Here is a 21260-nt window from a genome sequence, read left to right as displayed (position 1 = left end):
TTTCATGAGTGACGTATCAACCGAAAAGCGCAGCCTGCTCGAACAAGAAGGCGATGCCGCAGCGGATTACCTCGAAGGTCTGCTTGATATCGCTGATCTTGATGGTGACATCGACATTGACGTTGAAGGAAACCGCGCAATGGTCTCCATTGTTGAGGTGAAATCAGGTGATTTGTCCCATTTGGTAGGGGATAAGGGTGAAGTGCTTGATTCACTTCAGGAACTCACGCGCTTAGCTGCCGCCCGGGAAACTGGCGATCGTTCACGCTTGATGCTCGATGTTGCGGGTCACCGCGCTCAGCGGCGCGCAGACCTCGTGGAACAAGCCAAGGTTGCTATTGCCGAAGCGCAACGCACTGCAGCACCTGTGAGCATGCCAGCGATGACGCCATTTGAGCGCAAGATCGTGCACGACGCAGTTGCCGATGCAGGTCTAGTGAGTGGCTCTGAAGGCGAAGAGCCAAACCGCCGCGTGGTTATCCGCGTCAGCTAATCACGTTTCACGTGAAACACCCCGACCTACCAGCCTGGCTGGAGCCGCAAGCAGAACTCTTGCAACGCTATGCAGACATCTTGGCAAGTGACGGGGTTGACCACGGATTGATCGGCCCGCGTGAAGTTCCCCGTCTGTGGTCGCGCCATTTACTGAATTCAGCCGTCGTTGTTGATCCATCTGCGGAACTTGTCCCATTGAACGCGACCGTGGCCGATGTGGGTTCAGGCGCCGGTCTGCCGGGATTGGTGTGGGCCCTTGCTCGACCAGATCTTCACGTCACCCTGATCGAACCCCTGTTGCGGCGAGCGAACTTTTTGACTCAGGCCGTGGAAAACCTAGGGGTCGGCGATCGAGTAACAGTGCTGCGCGGACGCGGGGAAGCCGTCAAGGCCGTTTGGGGAACCTTTGATGTGGTCACTGCCCGTGCTGTCGCACCACTAGGCAAGCTCTTAGGTTGGACCATTCCCTTACTTCATGAGGGTGGCCGTTTGGTTACGTTGAAGGGGCAGTCCGCAGTAGAAGAAATTGAATCCGCCGCGGCTGAGATCACCCAGTTCCGACTACGCGATGTTCACGTTGTGCAGGTTGGTAGCCCTTGGGTTGAGCCAGCGACCACTGTGGTCACGGCGCACCTGAGTGCGGCACAATAAGCGCATGTCGTCAGCCGATACCCCGAAGCCTGAAGAAAAGCCCCAAACTTCAGCACTTGGTTGGCCTGTTTCACGTGAAACATTGCAGGAACCCACGAAGGATCTTGGGTGGCCGCAATGACCCGCATCATCACGATCGCCAACCAAAAAGGTGGCGTAGGTAAAACCACCAGCACAGTCAACATCGCAGCAGCCCTGGCCATCGGGGGAGCTCGCGTGGTGGTGATCGATATGGACCCACAAGGCAACGCCTCGACTGCCCTTGGTGCTGACCATCGCGAGGGTGTTCCTGGGATCTATGAGGTGCTCATAGGCGATGCCGCGATTGCTGATGTGATCCAAGACTGCCCAGATATCCCCTTGTTGCGTTGTGTTCCCGCCACAATTGACTTGGCTGGAGCTGAAATCGAGCTGGTCTCTCAGGTTGCTCGTGAGTATCGCCTCACCCGGGCTCTGGATGCCTACATCGCCGAATGTGCCGCCGATGGTGAGCCAGTGGACTACTTCCTCCTTGATTGCCCACCATCACTTGGCTTGTTGACCCTGAACGGCTTGGTGGCAGCACGTGAGGTATTGCTGCCCATCCAGTGTGAGTACTACGCATTAGAAGGACTTTCGCAGCTGCTGCGCACAATTGAGATGGTCAAAACCCACCTCAATCCACAACTGGAAGTCTCAGCAATTTTGTTGACCATGTACGACGGACGCACCCGCTTGGCAGCTCAAGTAGCCGAGGAAGTACGCACCCATTTTGGCAAGCGCGTATTGGGAACCGTGATCCCACGCAATGTGCGGGTCAGCGAGGCACCAAGTTATGCACAGACGGTGCTGACCTACGACCCTTCATCGCCGGGTGCCCTCACATATCGCCAAGCAGCTGAAGAGCTCGCAAGTATTTCTCCACAGACTTATCCACAGTAATAAACATACAAACCTAAACAATTCGGACAGTTTGTACACCGATTACGTGACGGAAAGGCAGTTATGAGCGAGACTCCGAAGCGAGGCTTGGGCAAGGGCCTGGGCGCCCTGATTCCGACTGCTGCTGCGCCCACCGCTCTTTCAGACTCAGCCCATGTGGCGAAAGCCAGCGCTGCCCCGATCCCTCAACCTCAGGTTGAGAGTGTGCATGGTCTTTCCTATGCCGAACTCGACATCAATGCGATCGTTCCCAACCCTCGCCAACCACGAACCATCTTCGATGAAGAAGCGCTTGCTGAGTTAGTGCATTCGATTAAAGAAATCGGCTTGCTGCAGCCGATTGTGGTGCGGCCAGCAGGTAGCGGTTATGAACTCATTGCAGGTGAACGTCGACTGCGCTCAAGCAAGCTTGCAGGACTCACCGTCATCCCAGCCATCATTCGTGAAACTGATGATGATGCACTGCTACGCGATGCTCTGTTAGAAAACTTGCATCGTGCAAATCTCAATCCACTTGAAGAAGCTGCTGCCTACCAGCAACTTCTTGAAGACTTTGGTTGCACCCAAGAAGAACTCGCTACGCGTATTGGTCGTTCGCGCCCGCAGGTTTCTAACACCTTGCGCTTGTTGAAATTACCCAGTGATGTGCAAAAGCGTGTAGCCGCAGGGGTTATTAGCGCAGGCCATGCTCGCGCACTATTAGGTCTTGATGATCCAACAGCAATGCAAAAACTCGCCGATCGCATTGTTAAAGAAGGCTTAAGCGTTCGTAGTGTTGAAGAAATCATCCTGGTTACCAAGGGTGATTCACAGGCGAAAAAGAAGTCACGAACATCAGTCACTGCAAGCTCGGATCTGCTGGAACTTGTTGCTGGGCGCCTGGAAGACGCGCTTGATACCCGCGTGACCATTGCAGGATTGAAGTCAAAGAATTCCCGAGGCAAGATCACTATTGAGGTTGCTGATCTTGATGATCTGCGCCGCATTGCTGATGCGATCGATCCCAATTAATTTCCGAAATAGGCATCACGCCGATGCTGAATCCGAAAAATTTCTACGCGCCGTCTATGGCTATTGACGCGATACAAAACCCGATATTCACCTCGTCGCGCGACGATAGCTCCGGCATACGGTCCAGATAAAGGCTTCCCAATTCGAAGAGGATGCAACGACAATGGTCCATAAGCGAACTCAAAAAACGCAGCAGCAACTGACTCTGGCAGTTGGTTAAGATTACGTCGCGCAGCAGAGGTGAAACTAACCCGATAATCCACGACGCTGGCGGTCGTCGAAATCAGCTTTCACTTCTTCAAGAGAGAACAATTCTCTCTCACGAATTGCCGCACTCAGTTCACGAACTTCAGGAGTGTCACTCAAAATATCCAAGGACTCCTCAAGCCCTTCAAGCTCATCCAGAGTCAACATCACAACAGCAGTGCCATCTTCTTGGGTGAGAACAATTCGTTCAGGTGAGACATTCAGACGTGCCACAAGGTCGGAGAGTTCACCAGCCTCCGATAACGGAAGTTGAATAGCCATACTCATAATTTCGCCTACTTTTCACTAGGAGTCAAGAAGGCAAAACTCCAGTAACCCCAGTAGATATTCAACAGCAATCACGTAGCTGTGGATGTCAGCCCACGAAAAACTAGGCTGTGGAAAACGCTGGCTTACTTCATTGTGGCAACTACGCCATTGTGCAATAGCTGCTATCCCCGCGAAATTGCGCGTTCAACCAACGCCTTGGTGACTTCACCGAGATTGAGCCCAGCAGCTGCAAGGGCTTGCGGGTACAGGCTCGTTTCAGTAAGACCAGGTGCCGCATTGGTTTCCAGGAACCAAGGAGTTCCTGATTCATCAACGATGAGATCGGTACGTGACCAGTCCCGCAATCCAAGTATTTGGTGGGCGAGTACAGCAATGCGTGCGCACTCTTCGGCAATTTCTGGAGTCAGACGAGCAGGCACGAAAAACTCAGTGGTACCAGCGGTATAGCGAGCGTTGTAATCGTAAATACCTGACTGCGGAACAATCTCAATTGCAGGAAGCGCGGTGATGCCATCGCTGGTTTCCAACACACTGATCGCAACTTCAGTGCCCTTGATGTATTGCTCCATCATGGCGAATTCGCTGTAGGCAAAAGCGCCAACCATGGCGTGTGGGAAATCATCAGCAGCACGCACGACGGAACATCCAAGTGCTGATCCACCAGATGTGGGTTTCACCATGATGGGTAATCCAAGATTTTCACGAATGCCATCGAGGAGGGCTGCAGCACCGAGCTCGCGGAAGGTCGCGTGTGGCAATGCGAACACGGCCGGAGTTGCAACGCCTTGGTTTGCAATCAAGGTCTTTGCAATTGGCTTATCGAATGCCAATCGTGCCGCCGAACCCGTGGCCCCGACATAAGACAGGCTCAATGAGGTCAACACATCACGCAGCGCACCATCTTCACCGGCTGCACCATGAAGCACTGGAATGACACAGTCTGGGCGATGACGATGCAAAATCTCAATGAGTGATGAATCAACGTCAGCTTCAATCACTTCCGCGTCCGTGACCGAACGCAAGGCTTCAGCGATACGGCGACCAGATCGCAATGACACATCACGTTCAGGGGAGAGTCCGCCGGAGAGCACGAGGAACGATGACATGTGTTCGATCCTTTCCCTGAAAATGTTGGTACTACGCGAGATCTGGAGCGGGGAAGTCAGCGCCGTCACTCTTGCGCAAGACACTGCTGGTGCCGAAGGTATGGGCGATTTCAAGTTCACCTTCGATAACACTTGCCAATCGCCGTACACCTTCACGAATACGTTCAGGGTCGGGATAGCAGTATGAAAGTCGCATATTTGAACGCCCATCACCATTGACATAAAAACCAGTGCCTGGAACGTATGCAACAAGTTGCGAAACGGCTCGTGGCAACATCGCTTTGGAATCAAGGCCCTCAGGCAAGGTGACCCAACTATAGAAACCACCAGCAGGCTTGGTCCATGTTGTTCCAGCAGGCATGAGTTGCTCAAGAGAATCCAGCAATGCATCCCGACGCTCGCGGTAGAGCTCTTGATACGTCTTAATTTGTTCGCGCCATGGTTGCGTGGCCAAATATTGCGAGATGGTGAGTTGGCTGTAGTTCGACGGACACAACACGGCTGATTCAGCAGCGAGCACTAATTTCTCGCGCACACCATGCGGAGCAACAGCCCAGCCCACCCGCAAACCAGATGCGATGGTCTTGGAGAAGGAGCCGAGATAAATCACGCCTTCTTCATCAAGGGACCGAATAGCGGCGGGAGGTTCGCCTTCAAACCCGAGTAGGCCGTAGGGATCGTCTTCAAGCAACAAAATTCCAGCGCTCTTGGCGATGCCCAAAATTTCAGCACGACGAACCTGTGACTGAGTAATGCCAGCAGGGTTATGGAAAGAAGGGATCGTGTAGATCATCTTCACGGTCTTGCCCTCAGCTCGCACGCGAGCGATGGCTTCACAAAGCGCTGTCGGATTCAAACCTTCGTCATTCATCGGCACATGCACGACATCGCACTCATAGGCACGGAAGACACCAAGGGCACCCACATATGACGGAGCTTCCACGAGCACCACATCACCGGGATTACAAAAGACGCGAGTGACCAGATCCAAAGCCATCTGTGAACCAGTGGTCACGATGATGTCATCGGGATGAGCAGTGACCTTCACTTCGGCCATCACATCAAGAATCTGCTCGCGAAGCACCACATCGCCCTGGCCAGAGCCGTATTGGAGTGCGACTGCCCCGCGCTCTAGGAGCAGCTTGGAAACGGTCTCGGCCATCATTTCCATATCGAGGGCCTGCACGAACGGCATGCCACCAGCCAGGGAAACCACCTCGGGGCGGGAAGCCACCGCGAAAAGGGCTCGGATTTCTGAGGCCTGCATCCCATTGGTGCGCTGGGCGTATGAATCCACCCAGGGATCAAGTCGGGAGCTGCTCATGGGACTCAAGGGTACGGGGAGTGCAGATTTATTGCCTAAACGGGCTTGCAGAACCGGCTAATTGCGGCTGCAAGGGCGGCTGCGACCACATCTTGATGGCTGGCCTGGGTCAACCGAGCTAAATCTTGCGGATTGGACAGGTAACCCAGGTCCACGCGTACAGCGGGCATTCGACTCATCCGCAATAAATCCCAGGTTCGTGGGTGTGAGCGGTTGTTGTGCATCCGGGTGCGGGCGCATAGCTCGACTTGGATCTGCTCTGCAAGGGAACGGCCCGTATAGGAGTGGGTTCCTTCTTCGGATTCACCGAAGTAGAAGGTGGCAATGCCATTGGGGCGCGAACTTTGGACACGATCACAGTGCAATGAGATCAGCAGATCAGCATTGGTGCGGTTGGCAAAATCGGCACGCGTTGCATCGTCGGCCAGTGACTTCACTGCAGAGCGGGTCAAAAATACTTGTGTACCCAATGCAGCAAGTCGACCTTCAACGCGCATGGCAATTGATCGTGTAATTTCATTGGCTTGCTCATCATCGGTATCAAAGCCAGGATCGAGCACGATGACCTTGTCGGCAATACCCGTTTGCAACGCAGACACAGTTAAACGGCCACGCAAGTTCGCAGCATTACCACCGCTGATGGTGCGCACTAAGCGTTCAAAGGCTCGAAAGGTTTCCGGACCACAGGTGCCATCAACAGTGTCACCTACACTTTTTTGGAATTCACGCACGGCAACATCGGTTTGACGACCAAAAGCACCGTCAACGCGACCTGAATTAAAACCCAGTGTGTTTAAACGCCGTTGTAGATCAGCAACATCATCGCCACGCACCAAATGCCCTGGTACGAAACGCAATACGCGATCGCCTAATTTCCAGCGCGCCTCATCGAGTCTGCGAAACGTGTCAGGACCAACAATGCCGTCGACCGTTAAGCCACGTTCTTGTTGAAAGGCGCGAACCGCATGATCGAGTTCGTTGTCGAACACGTCACTTGGCGATTCATCGATATAACCCAGATGTGCGAGCCGCGCCCGCACCTCGGCGACGGCCGCCCCGGTATCACCGCGGCGGTGCATCGTTACAGGTAAGGAGCCAGATCAGCGAGGAGTGCAGCCTTTGGCTTTGCACCGATGATCGACTTCACAACTTCGCCACCCTTGAACACGTTCATGGTTGGAATTGATGTGATGCCGTATTGAGCTGAAAGCGCTGGATTCTCATCAACGTTGAGCTTCACGATGGTGATGCCTTCGTTGTTTGCCGCAATCTCTTCGAGGATTGGAGCGATCATCTTGCAAGGTCCGCACCACTCAGCCCAGAAGTCAACGAGCACAGGCTTGTCGCTCATCAGCACATCTTCAGCAAAGTTTGCTTCGGTCACGATCTTGGTTGCGCCCATGGGGGTTCTCCTTGAAGTAGGCAGGTGAAACTGCGGTGGTCTTAGGTTACTCGGAAGCTGCCAGCCAGCGTTCTGCGTCTAGGGCAGCAGAACATCCAGAGCCAGCAGCGGTGATTGCCTGGCGGTAACTGTGGTCGACCAAGTCGCCACAGGCAAAGACGCCAGGAATATTGGTAGCCGTGGTGCGATCCACGACCTTCACATAGCCCTCGTTATCAAGGTCAACTTGACCCTTGACCAACTCTGAGCGCGGATCGTGGCCAATAGCAACAAACAAGCCAGTAATCGCAAGTTCACGAACCTCATCGGTGAGGCGATCGCGCAACTTAATGCCGCTGACCTTTGTGTCACCAAGGATTTCCTCTGGAATCGAGTTCCAAGCAACAGTGATCTTTTCATTCGACAGCGCGCGCTCTTGCATGATCTTGCTGGCACGAAGTTCATCACGACGAACAATCAACGTGACGCTCTTGGCAAAGCGAGTGAGGAAGGTTGCTTCTTCAAGGGCAGAGTCACCGCCACCCACTACTGCAATATCTTGTTCACGGAAGAAGAAACCGTCGCAGGTTGCACACCAGGAAACACCATGGCCTGAAAGGCGTTTTTCACTATCAAGACCCAACTCGCGGTAACCCGAACCCATCGCGAGAATGACTGACTTGGCTTGGTAGGTATTGCCATTGCCATCAACGACAGTCTTAATGTCACCGGTGAGATCGGCACTGACGATGTCGTCAGTAATGATTTCGGCACCAAAGCGATCGGCTTGTGCCCGAATGTTTTCCATGAGTGCGGGTCCCATGATGCCGTCGGTGAAGCCAGGGAAGTTCTCAACTTCGGTGGTGTTCATCAGCGCGCCACCTGCAGTGACCGAACCTTCAAACAGGATTGGGTTCAACTGCGCACGAGCTGCATAGATAGCAGCGGTGTAGCCCGCAGGGCCAGAGCCAATGATGATCACGTTACGAACGTCGTTCATGAAATTCCTCGCCGAAAGTTGGGAAAGTCCCCGAGTACAAGGAACGATTCTACGGGGCTAGTTATTCCGCTGATGCAGCAGAACTTGTCAGGCTGAACGTGAATTCCTTACGAATGTCTGGATTTGATGCCGAGCAATGTGGTCCGACCACCCACACATGCAACTGCGCGGGCATGGTGTCGGTGGCTTGGGTCACGCTGACGGGAATGACGATAACTCCAGCAGCATCGCCATGGAAGGTGGCCATATCCACCACAAGTGCATGGACATGGTCATCTTGAGTCAAGGCGTGAATGCAACCGGTCAGACCATCTGGGGTAGCAAGCTCATCGGTCATCGGGGTTGCTGGCATAGAAGTGGCCGGGGCGGCTTTGAGCATCTGCTTCATACCTGACATGCCCTGAACCAAGTTCTCTACCTGAGTGGTCAAGGTGGTGGGCTGGTAGTCAGTGCCGCTGGCCAGAATCTGTCTCACTGGAAGTGCCCCGCTGGCTTCACGGTTGAGCTGATTGCTGGCAACGACAGGAGCCGGATTTGAGCTTTGAACGCTTTGTACGACGACGCCCACGCCAAGGAGTGCGACACCAGCAGCAGCACTGCCCAATACCCAACCCCGTTTGGATCGGCGATGAGCCTCAAGGCTGACCACATTGGACTGACCACTGGCTTCACGAGCAACCTGCTCTGCGAACAGGCTGCGTTCCAGGTTTGCCCACACGGCATCTGGCATGGGCGGTGTTAGTGGAGCAGTGTCAGGGTTTAAAAATGAGGCCAGATCGTCAAGGGGTGACTGGTTATCCCAGTCATCTTGATTGTCTTGTCTATTGCGCACCATGGCCTCCTTCCGAGTCTTGGACGGGCTGTTCAATGTTTGGGTTCCGTAAATATTCAAGACGTTTGGCTAATTTGGATCGCCCACGTGAACATCGGCTTTTCACGGTGCCAGGTGGGCAGTCCAGGATTCGAGCCGCCTCTTCGATCGGATACCCCTCGATATCCACCAAGAGCACCGCAGCTCGCTGATCATCGGGCAGTTCGGCCAGAGCCTGCGAGACCATGAGTTGGGTCTCGCGCTGTTCAATGAGGTCCTCGCCCTGGGGTAGGCCCTGCTCAGCGGACTCAAATTCCGGTAGCGGCGAACTGGGGCGAGATTTATTTCGACGGATTCGGTCCAAACAGGCATTCACCACAATGCGATGCAGCCAGGTGGTCACCTGTGAATCTCCACGAAATTGATCAGCGCGCCGAAAAGCAGAAATCAGAGCGTCTTGTAGGGCGTCTTCTGCTTCACCCGAATCACCAATGGTGCGCAGCGCAACTGCCCAAAGTCGATCGCGGTGACGAAACACAAGTTCAGAAAATGCGTTCGGATCCCCGGCGACGTGCGCAGCCAGCAACTCCTCATCGGTCATTGTTGCTGGCATAGATGCGCAGCCTACTGCTGCCCTCGAACGATGACGTTTGAAACTCGCACCTGATGTGTGTCTGGGTTCTGCACTGACGGTGGCAGCTTGGGAAACCACAACAACACATATTGACCAGTCACTTGGCGGGGTGTTCGCAAGGTGACACGGTTCTTCCCTGCTGGTGCTTTGGCGAAGATGGTCCACTGGGCAGGGTCGGCAATGACAGTGTTTGCAACACTCGCACGAACAGGCGCACCAACCTCACCGAACTTCACGGTGATGGATGAGATTAATTGCGGTGATCCCAAATCAAGAACGAGGCCAACACCACCCTTGCCGTCAGCATCAGCAGAGTTGTACTTGGCTGACTTCCATGATGTGGTCTTACTGGCGTCAATTGCATTCTTTGCAAGTGCATCACGTTCGCGACCAGTTATGCCATCTGCTTTCCCGTCACCATTGTCATCACCAAAAGGATCAAATGATGTGACGGATGTAATCGTGAGAATTTGCGGTGGCAGTTGGCTGATCGTCATTGATGGACTTGGTGTTGGCATTGCAACAACTACGGACTGATTCTGTGATGTTCCAGATCCAACAAACAGTTGTCGGTAGGCAACCACGCTAATGCCGATGCCAACGAGGACCGCAAGTGCTATCACTGCACGCAGACCCCAATACATGAACAAACTTGAGTCTCGAGCAATTGCAACAGGGTCCACGTGGTCGCGAATTTTGGTGAGTTCGGTGAGAAATTCATCGATGTTGCGGACCTTGGCTGTGCCGCGAGGTCTTTTTATTTCGATCATGGAACGACCGATGAGTACATTCAAAGGTGCTGGCACATCAGCGCGAACATCGGAAGGTGCTGCGATGTATTCCCCATGTCGAGGAGCGGCCGGAAGTTCGTCAGGATTATCGGGCGTATTCACCATGGTGGCGAAGAAGGGTGATTTTCCAGTCAGCAAGAAGTAGAGCAGGCCGCCGAGCGCATCAACATCGGAGCGAATCAAATCTTCATGTGGAGCGCCGAGTAACACTGCATCGATACTCATACCGATGATGCGAACTTCGGCAGCATCGGTCATCACCACACTCGATGGCAAAAGGCGCCCATGGCGAATCCGCAATTCATGCGCACGATGAAGTGTCTGCGCAACTTCCCAAACGATTCCAACGGCCTGATCAACATCAAGTGGTTGCCACTGTCGACTTTCCATAATTTGCGCAAGGGTGTGGCCTTGCACCCACTCATTGATGACTGCGATCAATGCGGGTTGAGTATCAGTGGCGGGAACTTCAATGACATCGAGCACGCGAATAAGTCGACGATCCTCAATCATGGCGCACGAGCGTGCTGCTTCACGTAGAGCCGCAGCGCGTGGATCGTCGGCAACGAGTGTGCGGATAACCACTTCGCGATCGAGGGTGAGGTCGTAACCACGCCAGTATGCGGCCGCTTGATCCGGCACGATTAAATGTTCAATGAGGCGATAACGATCCAAGGGACTACTCATGAACGGCGCAGCACTTTCTTCTTGACTAATGCAGTCGCAGCACGAAGTTCATGCACGCGTAACACGTATGCGGCGAGTAAATACGCCATAAGACCAATGGGTGCCATCACCATGACATCAACGACGACGCTTCCGCGACTTTCAAGTCCTGGGTTATATCCCTGCGAACCAAGCAGCCACCGCGTGAGATACATCGCGAACAACGCAATAAGAGCTGCAAAAAATATGCGAGCGAGCGCCCATGAGGTTGCCCCTGAGCGCATACCTCCCAGTTTGCGTGCGAGGAACCACCATGCAATCGCCATGCCAATCCAGTACGAAAGACCATAGGTCAACGCTAAGGAAGCTACTTGTTGCCCGCCGCCTTCAACCAGATTGAACAATGGAATAGCCATCACCATCCAGGCGATAGAGAAACCTACGGTGACAAAGAATGGTGTTTTGGTGTCTTCAAGTGCAAAGAACCCGCGAAGGATGACGTAGAAGAGCGTAAATGGCACCAGACCAATCATGAACACAGAAACAATGCGACCCATGATTGACGCTTGTTCTGGTGTGGCTGCTCCATAACCGAACAACAACACCGCAATATTGGCACCGAGCACGAACAAAATCGCAGTAATTGGAGCGATCACCGCGACGATGATGCGCATCGTTGAACTGACTTCTCGGCCAACGTCGTGCAAACGCCCTGAATGTGCCAATCGACTCAACGCCGGCAACATTGCAGTGATGATGGAAATTGTGATGACGCTGTGCGGCAACATGAACACGAGGTGCGCTTTTTGATATGTAGTTAAGCCCGCTGCCGTTTCACCCGCGTTCATGGCATTGACGTTTGCTTGCGCTGCCAATCTCGTCACGATGATGTTCGTGACCTGATTGACCACCACGAGTGCGATGGTCCACAGGGCTAAGGAACCGGCCTTACCGAGTCCATTTCCACGCCAGTCGAACCGCGGCTTGAATCTGTATCCGTGCTTAAACAGCACGGGGATCAAAATGATTGCTTGCGCGATAACACCCAAGGTGGTGCCGATGCCGAGAATCAGAATTTGATTATTCGTCAACATTCCATCTGAGGCAGCTGAGGTTCCTGCAACCACGATGAAAAGAACAAAGGTTGCAATGGCGATGATGTTGTTAGCAATTGGTGCAAACATCGGTAAACCGAAATGGCCACGTGAATTAAGGATCTGACTGAGCATCGTGTAGATGCCATAAAAGAAAATCTGAGGTAAACACAGTCGAGCAAATGCGACTGCCAAATCAAATTCCTGTTGCGGGTAGTCGGCTGGCGTATAGAGATCAACCAGGAGAGGAGCACACAACACCGCGATCACCGAGAACAGGAGCAGCGTGATGCCTACGAGGGTGAGAAGTCGGTCTGAGTAAGCATGTCCGCCGTCGGCATCGTCTTTCATATGGCGCACAAGTTGCGGAATAAAGACCGCATTAAGTGCGCCACCGATAATCAAGATGTACACGATGTTCGGTAATGAATTACCGAGTGAGTATGCATCCGAAACGAGATAAAAGCCCAGGGCAGCCGCGGCAGCGATATCGCGGCCGATGCCAGTGACTCGGGAAACCACAGTGCCAGTGGCCATGAGGGCACTGGCACGCATCATGGTTTTTGTGGTCTCACTCATCAGACTTCCTAGCCTGCAGGATTCTTCGAGTAATTCCCACCACCACGAAGATGGCGATTGCACCAAAAGCCGCGACGACTACCCAGCCGGCGGCCCGGGCGTAGGCCGTGGATCCGAGCACAATATTTGCTGGTGTTCCGTATGCCTGACCTTTAGGAGTCAGCATCTGCACCTTTGTAGGTAGCGGATCGCCGCCAACAATGCGGACGGGAATTTCCACACTGATTTTTTGGCCCGGTTCGATCACGATCCCAGTTTTTGGCATTGATTCAAGTCGTGAGCTTGGAACGCCAATTAATGACAGACCAACGTTGACCACACTGTCACTGTCATTAGCCAACGTGACCGGAACTTTGCCGGCATCACCAGAGAAGGTGATGGTTCCACTGCTAATGGGGCGAACTTGATCAATTTGAGTGTTGAGCTCAGCACTAATGGCATTGAGGAGTGCTGAGCCAGTGCCAGGTTCTGCTCGCCAAGCAGCTGATTGGGCTCTCAGTAAAGCCTCTGCGTAGGACTGGTTGACCGGCCCTGGTGTTTGCTGCACAGCAGTGAGTTGCCCAACCTTGTTTTGTACTGTCTTGAGGTGGGCTAAGTAGGCGCTCGTGAGTTCTGAGGAACCAGCGACATAGGGCAAACGATTACTTGAACCCCGTGGGGAATTGAGCAGGGATTCCAGCGTGGTGGGAATCATCCACGGAGCTGACTGGGTGCCACGCAGCACTGAGCGCAAGAAACTAGGCGATGGTGCCCAGCGCAGATCAGCAGGGGCAGCAACGATCGTGAGTGGCTTTGTGGAAAGGGCAGCTGGGCTATCAGCAATAGCGGCGCTTTCAGCCAGGAAGCGTTGTCGAGCCACGATGATTTCTGAGGCCGTGCGTTGCGGTAAGGCAATAGCGGCACTGATGCGCTCATCAATAAGCACTGCCGTGACATTGCCAAAGGTGGTTTCGTAATCAGCAACACCTTGACGAGGCACGTTGCGCTCACCTGCCATTGCAGAGGTTGAGAGCACTGCCGCTGTGGTGCCTGCGCTGGCGAGCAGGTTTGCGGTTTTTTGGTCGAGGCGTCCGTTGGGTGCCCAGTACATGCCACCAGGAATTGTTGATTTCATGAGTGCACTGGTGATTGGTTGTGCAACGGTCATTGCTCGCACCACATCTGAGCTCAGTGCATTCTTACGATCAGCGACTGCATCAATATCTGCGTAAGCAAGTGCATGCGCATTCGATGAGCTGATAGAACTGCGCAATTCATTGAGCCACAATGTTGCGTCAGTGCCCTTATTCCCGACAACGGTTTCGCCATCTTGAATAACTTGATAACCGCGGCTCACTGCATCAGCTGTTTGTAAAAGCGATGGATCAATCATCCAACTCAACGTCGAACTAAATTCCCGTCCGACGTCGACGAGATTGGTCAACCTACCGCCGGGTGAAAGAGCCGTGGGGGTCTGATTGTTGAGCAACACATTGGACGCTGTTCGCGCTGGGTAATCAGCAAGGGGCCACAACCACACCACTCCAATAGCGTGTGGAGATTTTTCTTCTGTGGGGTACCAAGGTAAAAACGTACGGAGGCTACCGACGGTATTGCCAGAATCAACAACATCGATCGCAAGTGCGTACACGCCTTGTCGATTGAATGAAAGTTGTTGGAATGGCAATGAAAAAGCGAAACTCATTTGAGCATTTGGCAAAACAGTGTTAGGTAATTTAAGGGAAGCAACCGTGCGTGTGGCAGCAGTTGGGGCATTGCTCTCAGCGTCAATACCTTGGCGACCAGCAATAGGTGTTGGCGACAACTTGAGATACACAATGGGACTACTCACGGTGCTGGTGGAACTGTTCACCACGCGACCAGTGATGCGTAAATTTTCGGTTGCAGTTGGAATTATGGGAAGGAAGGAATCTAAGACCACTTGGACATTCGCATCGGTCGCACGTGCGGGCAATGCGAATGCGATTGCTGCGCAAGTAATAACGAAACCGAGCAGTGCTCGCATGATGAGTGTTGCGCGCACCTAGTGATCCGACAATCGAGCCAATACATCGGCCACTTTGACCATAAGTTTGCGTTCATCTCCGTAGGCAAGCTTTGCTGCAACTTCTTCTAGTGGTACCCAAGCAACTTCAATCACTTCCCGGTCCTCATCACTGAGCTCGCCACCATGAGCATTCAAAATGAAATGGTGCACGGTTTTATGAATGCGTTTCTCATCAGCCATGAACCAAAAATCAATAGTCCCGAGAGGGGCAAGCACGGTACTTTCAATTCCCGTTTCTTCGCGAACCTCGCGAATTGCGGCGTCCTCGGCACTTTCCCCTGGTTCGACATGCCCCTTCGGCAGTGACCAGATTAATCGACCTCGGCGATCGTGGCGGGCGATAAGAGCCGCCTTCATGGGTTCCCCTGAGCGATCCAAAACCAAGCCGCCGGCACTGGTCTCCTCCACACGAGGGGAGCGAGGCGGGCGAGGGGACATATAGGTGAGATTAACTGAAAGCAGATTTCACTACGCTTCACCAGTGCCCACCTTCGACCCTGCGCTTGCTTCAGCCCAGTTGGCACCCATTCAAGGGCTGCTGACCGGGCTTGGTGAGCGGTTCAATGCAGCAGGATTTGAGATTTCCCTCGTGGGTGGCCCGGTTCGAGACGCCTTCCTGGGTCGCCTTGGCCAGGCCCCAGACCTTGATTTCACGACTAACGCCCGACCAGAGCAGATTTTGGCGCTGCTTGCTGGTTATGCCGAGACCACTTGGGATGTCGGAATTCGGTTCGGAACAGTGGGCGCCCGCATTGCCGGGCAGGAATGTGAAATTACGACCTATCGCAGTGAGCATTACGACCCGGATTCGCGAAAGCCGGAGGTCAATTTTGGCGATTCACTTCTAGGTGACCTTGGCCGCCGAGATTTCACGATCAATGCCATGGCCCTTCAACTACCCGCCATGACACTTGTCGATGAATACAACGGCATTACTGATCTGGCAGCCGGGATCATTCGCACCCCAAATTCACCGGAGATGTCGTTTACTGATGATCCATTGCGCATGATGCGAGCAGCGCGCTTTGCTGCGCAGTTGGATTTCGACATTGAGGCGCAGACACTCAAGGCAATGGTGCAGATGCATGAGCGCATCACCATCGTTTCGATTGAACGTTCCCAGGTGGAGTTCATGAAGATTGTGATGTCTGACAATCCTCGCCTGGGTCTCAAGCTGTTAGTTGATACCGGACTGTGTGACTACATCTTCCCTGAGTTGCCGGGCATGCGTCTGACCACGGATGAGCATTTGCAACACAAAGACGTGTACGAACACTCTCTCACCGTCCTAGATCAAGCAGTCATGATGGAAACCATGCACGAACCGATCAGTGGGCCAGATCCGGTTCTGCGATTGTCAGCTCTGTTCCATGACATTGGTAAACCACGCACTCGAAAATTTGATGATGGTCGTGTCTCCTTTCACCACCATGAAGTGGTTGGTGCACGCATGACGCGCAAACGCATGAAGGAAATGCGTTTCAGTAACGACATGATCGACGATGTTTCCAAGCTTGTGGAATTGCATCTGCGATTTCATGGGTATGGATCAGGTGACTGGACTGACGCCGCAGTGCGCCGCTATGTGCGCGATGCGGGCCCGCTCCTTGTTCGTTTACATAAGCTCACGCGTGCGGATTGCACCACACGTAACAAGAAACGCGCTGCCGCATTGCAACATACCTATGACATGTTGGAAGAGCGCATTGAAGCATTGCAAGCTGAAGAAGAACTCAATGCAATTCGCCCGGATCTTGATGGTGAAGCAATTATGCGATTGCTTGATATTCCAGCAGGTCCAGAAGTAGGGCAGGCATACCGTTTCTTGATGGAGTTGCGTCTAGATCGAGGTCCGTTGGATGAAGAGCAAGCAACCCAAGCGTTGCTTGCGTGGTGGAATGCCCGTTCTTAAAGAACGGTTTCTTCCACCACGATCGCTTCGGCATATACCTCTCGGTCAGGTGTGTTGCACGCTTCAATGATTGCGAACAGCAGTACACCGAGAGCGCCAAGCCAAATCACGCGCACCAAGGAAATCGTGTCGAATGCGGTGAGAACAAACAGCAACACCAGAGCCACGGCCCAACGAAGGAAGAGTGAGTAGCTGCGTACGAAGGTATTGATGCCGGTAGGGATCACAGTGCCGATCTGCTGAAGTCCATTGCACAAGTGCTGACGCACGATGGATGCTGGACGTGAACTTCCAGCGAGCCAACCGACAACAATTGCACCAATGCCAAGAAGAAGGATCGCTTGCAAACCGTTGACAAGGTAGGCAAAGAACGTGGTCCAGAAGGCACTGAGCGCTAAGCCCAGACCGGTCGTGCCAAGTTTTCCTTGCAACACAGTCTCGGTAGATGACATAGAGGCGAGAAGTACGACTGCCCAGATTGCCAAGACGACACCCAAAGTGAGCACTACACGTGGGCGTCGACGAGCGAGTGCAATTGAGAGAGCAAAGAGTGCAAACACGATCAAAGGCAGCCACTGGAGAATTGGTGCGGTGAATGCATAAATTGTTTGCACTTGACCGATGAGCGGTGTTTCAAACAGAACGATCTGGTTGCCAGTGTCTGGGATGGTGATATTTGCCGCTACAGAAAGTCCTGAAGCAACAACCTGTGCCTGAACTTCCTTCAACAGTTGTGTGGTGTCCAAAACTACCTGATCACCATTGCGCTGAATGATGCCTGCTGGCTTACCTTCCAACAGCAGCATCAAACTCTTCTGTGCCGCGGTGTTGGTCTTAATCCAGACTGTTTCGAAGGCCGAGGACGCAAGTACGCGATCAACAGCTTGACCAATGAGGTTGTCGACACCAGCCGAAATTGGTCCGATCAAGCGGTCGGCAATTGCTGGGTTCTGCACGAAGTTGCCGATGAAACCACCGACCAACTCTTCGGTGTTAACTTTTTCGAGCAGTACCTTGGTGACTTGCTGGCCAACTGCTTGTTGAATTGCTGGATCACCAGCGAGGGGACCAACAGTGTTGATGTATTGCTCTGCATCGGTAACGGTGCGGTGTCCCCAGTGACCCACGACGGCAACGGGTGTCAGCACTGTCGCGATGATGAAAATCAAAAGCGATGCAATTGAACGTGCACCCCAGCGACGACCCATGACTTACCCCTTTGCCTTATTCGTGGTGAAGAACCAACCGCCTGTAATGAAAAGCAAGATTCCTGCAGCGCTGATCATTGCAGGTGTTTGCCCACTTGGTGGTGCCCAGATGGCCATAACGGTGATGCCAATGACCAGACAGGCGTTCACAATCATGTCGAAGAGCGAGAAAACACGTCCGAGACGATCATCGGGAATGCCAATTTGAATCTCCGTATCGGCACAAACTTTGACGCACTGGCCAATGAAGCCAAAGAAAGCGGCACCGATGAGGAGCAATGGCATGGCGATGTTCATTGCGCCCAATAAAACAAAGAGTCCGCCCAAAAATCCACCGATGACGAGCACCCAAGATGACCAGCGAGTTGTCCCCCATTGACGGGTCGCAGCTGGTGTCGAGAATGCGCCGAGCAGTGCACCGAATGCGGCTGCGCCAGTGATGATCGCGAACTGACCCAGGGCGTCGTCTGCCTGTGCCGTGGTGTTGAAGGTGTGACGAACAAGGAGAAGCGCAACCACCGTCAACATGCCAAGTGCTACCCGATGCATCCCGACAACAGCAATCGCACGCCGCGGGCGCGGGTGGAACTTCAGTGCTCGCAGGCCGTCAACAAACCCGCGCAGTACACCGAGCAAAGAGTCAGAAGCGCGCTCCCCTGATGGACCAAGCGCAAAGGGAGCAATGCGCATGGCGATTAATGCTGAAAGAACAAAACCGATTGCAGCCAGAATCAAGATGAACTGACTACCCGCATCACCACCGCCAACCATTGACCGAAGTGCAACACCAGTACCAGCGCCTACCGCTGCAGCAATGGTTCCAGCGGTGGGAGTTAAGGCATTAGCAGTCACAAGATCGCGACCTTGTACAACATGCGGAAGTGATGCTGACAAACCTGCAAGCACAAATCGTCCGACGCCAAGGACGAGCAACACCGCGATGCCAAGAAGTGCGCCGTCGTTACTGGCAGAGATCAACCAAAGAATGGGAATGATGCCCAGTGCCTTGATGAAGTTGGCCTTCACCAAAACATTGCGACGTCGCCATCGATCAAGGAGAACCCCAGCGAAAGGTCCGATCACGGAATAGGGCAAGAGCAGGATTGCAAAGGCGAAAGCAACTTTGACCGCTGATGGTTGGCGTTCGGGTGAAAACAGCACGAATGTTGCAAGTGCTGCTTGCACGAGCCCGTCAGAAAATTGCCCAACTAATCGAACAGAAAACAATCGCCGAAAGTCGCGCCGAGCGAGCACCTCGCGTAAGGCGGAAAACTTCGTCACCTACATGAATGTAGTGCGCGCGATAGGCAAGCGAAAGGCCCGGCAGAAGTTCTGCCGGGCCTTTGCGTGAAAACAAATTTAGCTGTTGATCTTTCCTGAAATGAAATCTTCAACTGCTTGCTTTGCTTCTGAGTCGTTGTACTGCACAGGAGGTGACTTCATGAAGTAGCTCGATGCGGAAAGGATTGGGCCACCGATCTTGCGATCCATAGCGATCTTTGCTGCACGAACTGCGTCGATGATCACGCCTGCTGAGTTTGGTGAATCCCATACTTCGAGCTTGTACTCGAGGTTCAATGGCACGTCGCCGAATGCGCGACCTTCGAGGCGGATGAAGGCCCACTTGCGGTCGTTCAACCAAGCAACGTAGTCAGATGGTCCGATGTGCACGTTGTCTGCGCCCATGTCGTGGTTCATCTGTGAAGTTACTGACTGGGTCTTTGAAATCTTCTTTGATTCCAAGCGATCACGCTCAAGCATGTTCTTGAAGTCCATGTTGCCACCAACGTTGAGCTGGTAGGTGCGATCCAGAATCACGCCGCGATCCTGGAAGAGGTTTGCAAGCACGCGGTGGGTGATGGTTGCGCCAACCTGGCTCTTGATGTCATCGCCAACGATTGGCAGGCCTGCATCAACGAACTTCTGTGCCCATGCTGGCGTACCAGCGATGAAGACAGGAAGTGCGTTCACGAATCCACAGCCAGCGTCAATTGCACACTGTGCGTAGAAGCGTGCAGCATCTTCTGAACCCACTGGCAAGTAGCAGACAACAACGTCAACCTGTGCAGCCTTGAGGGCAGCAACAACGTCTACTTCTGGTGCGTCTGATTCAGTGATGGTCTCGCGGTAGTACTTGCCAAGACCATCAAGAGTGCGACCACGCTGAACGGTGACACCAGTTGTTGGTACATCGCAAATCTTGATGGTGTTGTTCTCAGATGCGCCAATGGCGTCAGCGAGATCAAGGCCAACCTTCTTTGAGTCGACGTCGAACGCAGCAACGAATTCAACGTCGCGAACGTGGTAATCGCCGAATTGCACGTGCATCAGACCTGGCACTGCGCCTGCTGGATCTGCGTCCTTGTAGTACTCAACACCCTGTACGAGTGAAGCTGCACAGTTGCCAACGCCAACGATGGCGACGCGAACTGATCCCATGGTTTTCTCCTTGTTTGTGTGTCAGGCCGTGCTTGATTGTTGAGCGACTTCTGCGTTTTTTCGCTCAGTGGAAATAAGTTCGTTGAGCCAGCGCACTTCATGTTCAGCTCGATCGAGTCCGTGGTTTTGTAACTCGAGTGTGTAGGCGTCAACACTTTCGCGTTGACGTTTCATGGATTCACGCAGCATTGCGACGCGCTCTTCCAAACGGGAGCGGCGACCTTCCAAGATGCGTACGCGTACGCGCGCTTCGGTGCGGCCAAAGAATGCAAGGTGTGCGGCAAAGCCTTCGTCTTCCCAGGCTTCGGGGCCGGCTTCGTTGACCCACTGCTCGAAGGCTTCCTTGCCATCACCAGTGAGGGCATAGACCACTCGGGCACGCTTGCCACTAAGCGCTGGAGCATTGCTCTCAATTGCTGGGGTGACGGTGACTTGAGTGATCAAACCGCGCTGCTCGATCCGGCGCAGGCATGGGTACAAGGAGCCAAAGCTCAGGGTACGAAAGGGGCCAAGCACGGTGTCTAGGCGCTTACGAAGTTCATAACCGTGGAGTGGACCCTCGCCGAGCATGCCAAGCACGGCAAATTCGAGAATGTCTGCCCGCTTGGTCATAACGGAAAGATATATCAAATCGATATATCGGAGCAAACTTA

At 53.5% G+C, this 21260-nt stretch carries 21 protein-coding genes; 5 read left to right on the top strand and 16 right to left on the bottom strand.

What is annotated here, in order from left to right; translation table 11 throughout:
* The first annotated feature begins 4 nt into the window (after nt 1-4).
* The 4 genes from PHN51_09010 (at nt 5) to PHN51_08995 (ending at nt 3078) form a co-directional block, all read left to right on the top strand.
* Nucleotides 5-493 (top strand): single-stranded DNA-binding protein, encoded by a 489-nt coding sequence (locus PHN51_09010; GenBank protein MDD2818918.1) that lies wholly within the window; start codon nt 5-7, stop codon nt 491-493.
* Nucleotides 494-504: 11 nt separating this feature from the next.
* Nucleotides 505-1146, top strand: coding sequence for a 16S rRNA (guanine(527)-N(7))-methyltransferase RsmG (gene rsmG, locus PHN51_09005; GenBank protein ID MDD2818917.1), 642 nt, complete (start codon nt 505-507; stop codon nt 1144-1146).
* 117 nt (nt 1147-1263) lie between these two features.
* On the top strand, nt 1264-2067 hold the full coding sequence (locus PHN51_09000; protein ID MDD2818916.1) for a ParA family protein: 804 nt from the start codon (nt 1264-1266) through the stop codon (nt 2065-2067).
* 63 nt (nt 2068-2130) lie between these two features.
* Entirely contained in the window at nt 2131-3078 is a 948-nt protein-coding gene (locus PHN51_08995; protein MDD2818915.1) for a ParB/RepB/Spo0J family partition protein, read from the top strand.
* A gap of 246 nt (nt 3079-3324) precedes the next feature.
* On the opposite strand, the gene PHN51_08990 is transcribed toward PHN51_08995, so the two are convergent.
* The 12 genes from PHN51_08990 to PHN51_08935 form a co-directional block, all read right to left on the bottom strand.
* Entirely contained in the window at nt 3325-3612 is a 288-nt protein-coding gene (locus PHN51_08990; protein MDD2818914.1) for a hypothetical protein, read from the bottom strand.
* Between the two features lie 164 nt (nt 3613-3776).
* Complete coding sequence (locus PHN51_08985) at nt 3777-4721, bottom strand: D-alanine--D-alanine ligase (GenBank protein MDD2818913.1); 945 nt, start codon at nt 4719-4721, stop codon at nt 3777-3779.
* 31 nt (nt 4722-4752) lie between these two features.
* The gene (locus PHN51_08980) at nt 4753-6045 is read right to left on the bottom strand and encodes a PLP-dependent aminotransferase family protein (GenBank protein ID MDD2818912.1); all 1293 of its coding nucleotides are present in this window, start codon (nt 6043-6045) and stop codon (nt 4753-4755) included.
* A 35-nt stretch (nt 6046-6080) separates the two neighbouring features.
* Nucleotides 6081-7124, bottom strand: a complete 1044-nt coding sequence (locus PHN51_08975; protein ID MDD2818911.1) for a peptidoglycan-binding protein — start codon at nt 7122-7124, stop codon at nt 6081-6083.
* A 2-nt stretch (nt 7125-7126) separates the two neighbouring features.
* Nucleotides 7127-7447 (bottom strand): thioredoxin, encoded by a 321-nt coding sequence (gene trxA, locus PHN51_08970; GenBank protein ID MDD2818910.1) that lies wholly within the window; start codon nt 7445-7447, stop codon nt 7127-7129.
* Nucleotides 7448-7493: 46 nt separating this feature from the next.
* Nucleotides 7494-8426, bottom strand: coding sequence for a thioredoxin-disulfide reductase (gene trxB / locus PHN51_08965; GenBank protein MDD2818909.1), 933 nt, complete (start codon nt 8424-8426; stop codon nt 7494-7496).
* A 61-nt stretch (nt 8427-8487) separates the two neighbouring features.
* Nucleotides 8488-9258, bottom strand: a complete 771-nt coding sequence (locus PHN51_08960) for a hypothetical protein (GenBank protein MDD2818908.1) — start codon at nt 9256-9258, stop codon at nt 8488-8490.
* A complete protein-coding gene (sigM, locus tag PHN51_08955) occupies nt 9248-9850 on the bottom strand; it encodes an RNA polymerase sigma factor SigM (protein ID MDD2818907.1) in 603 nt (200 codons plus the stop codon). The genes PHN51_08960 and sigM overlap by 11 nt, the downstream gene beginning before the upstream one ends.
* 11 nt (nt 9851-9861) lie before the next feature.
* Nucleotides 9862-11349, bottom strand: coding sequence for a hypothetical protein (locus tag PHN51_08950; protein ID MDD2818906.1), 1488 nt, complete (start codon nt 11347-11349; stop codon nt 9862-9864).
* Entirely contained in the window at nt 11346-13001 is a 1656-nt protein-coding gene (gene murJ, locus PHN51_08945; protein MDD2818905.1) for a murein biosynthesis integral membrane protein MurJ, read from the bottom strand. Before murJ ends, PHN51_08950 begins: the two co-directional genes overlap by 4 nt.
* Nucleotides 12994-15024, bottom strand: coding sequence for a DUF6049 family protein (locus PHN51_08940; GenBank protein MDD2818904.1), 2031 nt, complete (start codon nt 15022-15024; stop codon nt 12994-12996). The genes murJ and PHN51_08940 overlap by 8 nt, the downstream gene beginning before the upstream one ends.
* On the bottom strand, nt 15025-15486 hold the full coding sequence (locus tag PHN51_08935) for an NUDIX hydrolase (protein ID MDD2818903.1): 462 nt from the start codon (nt 15484-15486) through the stop codon (nt 15025-15027).
* Between the two features lie 43 nt (nt 15487-15529).
* Between PHN51_08935 and PHN51_08930 the strand changes: the two genes are divergently transcribed.
* Nucleotides 15530-16960: a CCA tRNA nucleotidyltransferase gene (locus PHN51_08930; GenBank protein ID MDD2818902.1), complete on the top strand. Its 1431-nt coding sequence runs from the start codon at nt 15530-15532 to the stop codon at nt 16958-16960.
* Here PHN51_08930 and PHN51_08925 read toward each other — a convergent pair.
* The 4 genes from PHN51_08925 to PHN51_08910 all read right to left on the bottom strand — a co-directional run bounded on the left by PHN51_08925 (nt 16957) and on the right by PHN51_08910 (nt 21219).
* Entirely contained in the window at nt 16957-18168 is a 1212-nt protein-coding gene (locus tag PHN51_08925; protein ID MDD2818901.1) for a hypothetical protein, read from the bottom strand. The two genes, PHN51_08930 and PHN51_08925, sit on opposite strands and share 4 nt — an antisense overlap.
* Nucleotides 18169-18171: 3 nt before the next feature.
* On the bottom strand, nt 18172-19449 hold the full coding sequence (locus PHN51_08920) for an MFS transporter (protein MDD2818900.1): 1278 nt from the start codon (nt 19447-19449) through the stop codon (nt 18172-18174).
* A 78-nt stretch (nt 19450-19527) separates the two neighbouring features.
* Nucleotides 19528-20607: an inositol-3-phosphate synthase gene (locus PHN51_08915; protein ID MDD2818899.1), complete on the bottom strand. Its 1080-nt coding sequence runs from the start codon at nt 20605-20607 to the stop codon at nt 19528-19530.
* A 21-nt stretch (nt 20608-20628) separates the two neighbouring features.
* Entirely contained in the window at nt 20629-21219 is a 591-nt protein-coding gene (locus PHN51_08910) for a PadR family transcriptional regulator (GenBank protein MDD2818898.1), read from the bottom strand.
* Nucleotides 21220-21260 lie beyond the last annotated feature (41 nt).

This window comes from Candidatus Nanopelagicales bacterium, assembly GCA_028687755.1.
Classification (GTDB): Bacteria; Actinomycetota; Actinomycetes; order S36-B12; family S36-B12; genus UBA11398.
The sequence above is the reverse complement of the archived record's forward strand: the minus strand, read 5'-3'. Positions and strand labels throughout refer to the sequence as shown.

Bases quoted from the DNA above. Each gene is read 5' to 3' on its own strand.
- PHN51_09010 (MDD2818918.1), top strand. From the start codon at position 5: ATGAGTGACGTATCAACCGAAAAGCGCAGCCTGCTCGAACAAGAAGGC.
- PHN51_09000 (MDD2818916.1), top strand. From the start codon at position 1,264: ATGACCCGCATCATCACGATCGCCAACCAAAAAGGTGGCGTAGGTAAA.
- PHN51_08995 (MDD2818915.1), top strand. From the start codon at position 2,131: ATGAGCGAGACTCCGAAGCGAGGCTTGGGCAAGGGCCTGGGCGCCCTG.
- PHN51_08990 (MDD2818914.1), bottom strand. From the start codon at position 3,612: ATGAGTATGGCTATTCAACTTCCGTTATCGGAGGCTGGTGAACTCTCC.
- PHN51_08985 (MDD2818913.1), bottom strand. From the start codon at position 4,721: ATGTCATCGTTCCTCGTGCTCTCCGGCGGACTCTCCCCTGAACGTGAT.
- PHN51_08980 (MDD2818912.1), bottom strand. From the start codon at position 6,045: ATGAGCAGCTCCCGACTTGATCCCTGGGTGGATTCATACGCCCAGCGC.
- PHN51_08975 (MDD2818911.1), bottom strand. From the start codon at position 7,124: ATGCACCGCCGCGGTGATACCGGGGCGGCCGTCGCCGAGGTGCGGGCG.
- trxA (MDD2818910.1), bottom strand. From the start codon at position 7,447: ATGGGCGCAACCAAGATCGTGACCGAAGCAAACTTTGCTGAAGATGTG.
- trxB (MDD2818909.1), bottom strand. From the start codon at position 8,426: ATGAACGACGTTCGTAACGTGATCATCATTGGCTCTGGCCCTGCGGGC.
- sigM (MDD2818907.1), bottom strand. From the start codon at position 9,850: ATGCCAGCAACAATGACCGATGAGGAGTTGCTGGCTGCGCACGTCGCC.
- PHN51_08950 (MDD2818906.1), bottom strand. From the start codon at position 11,349: ATGAGTAGTCCCTTGGATCGTTATCGCCTCATTGAACATTTAATCGTG.
- murJ (MDD2818905.1), bottom strand. From the start codon at position 13,001: ATGAGTGAGACCACAAAAACCATGATGCGTGCCAGTGCCCTCATGGCC.
- PHN51_08935 (MDD2818903.1), bottom strand. From the start codon at position 15,486: ATGTCCCCTCGCCCGCCTCGCTCCCCTCGTGTGGAGGAGACCAGTGCC.
- PHN51_08925 (MDD2818901.1), bottom strand. From the start codon at position 18,168: ATGGGTCGTCGCTGGGGTGCACGTTCAATTGCATCGCTTTTGATTTTC.
- PHN51_08915 (MDD2818899.1), bottom strand. From the start codon at position 20,607: ATGGGATCAGTTCGCGTCGCCATCGTTGGCGTTGGCAACTGTGCAGCT.
- PHN51_08910 (MDD2818898.1), bottom strand. From the start codon at position 21,219: ATGACCAAGCGGGCAGACATTCTCGAATTTGCCGTGCTTGGCATGCTC.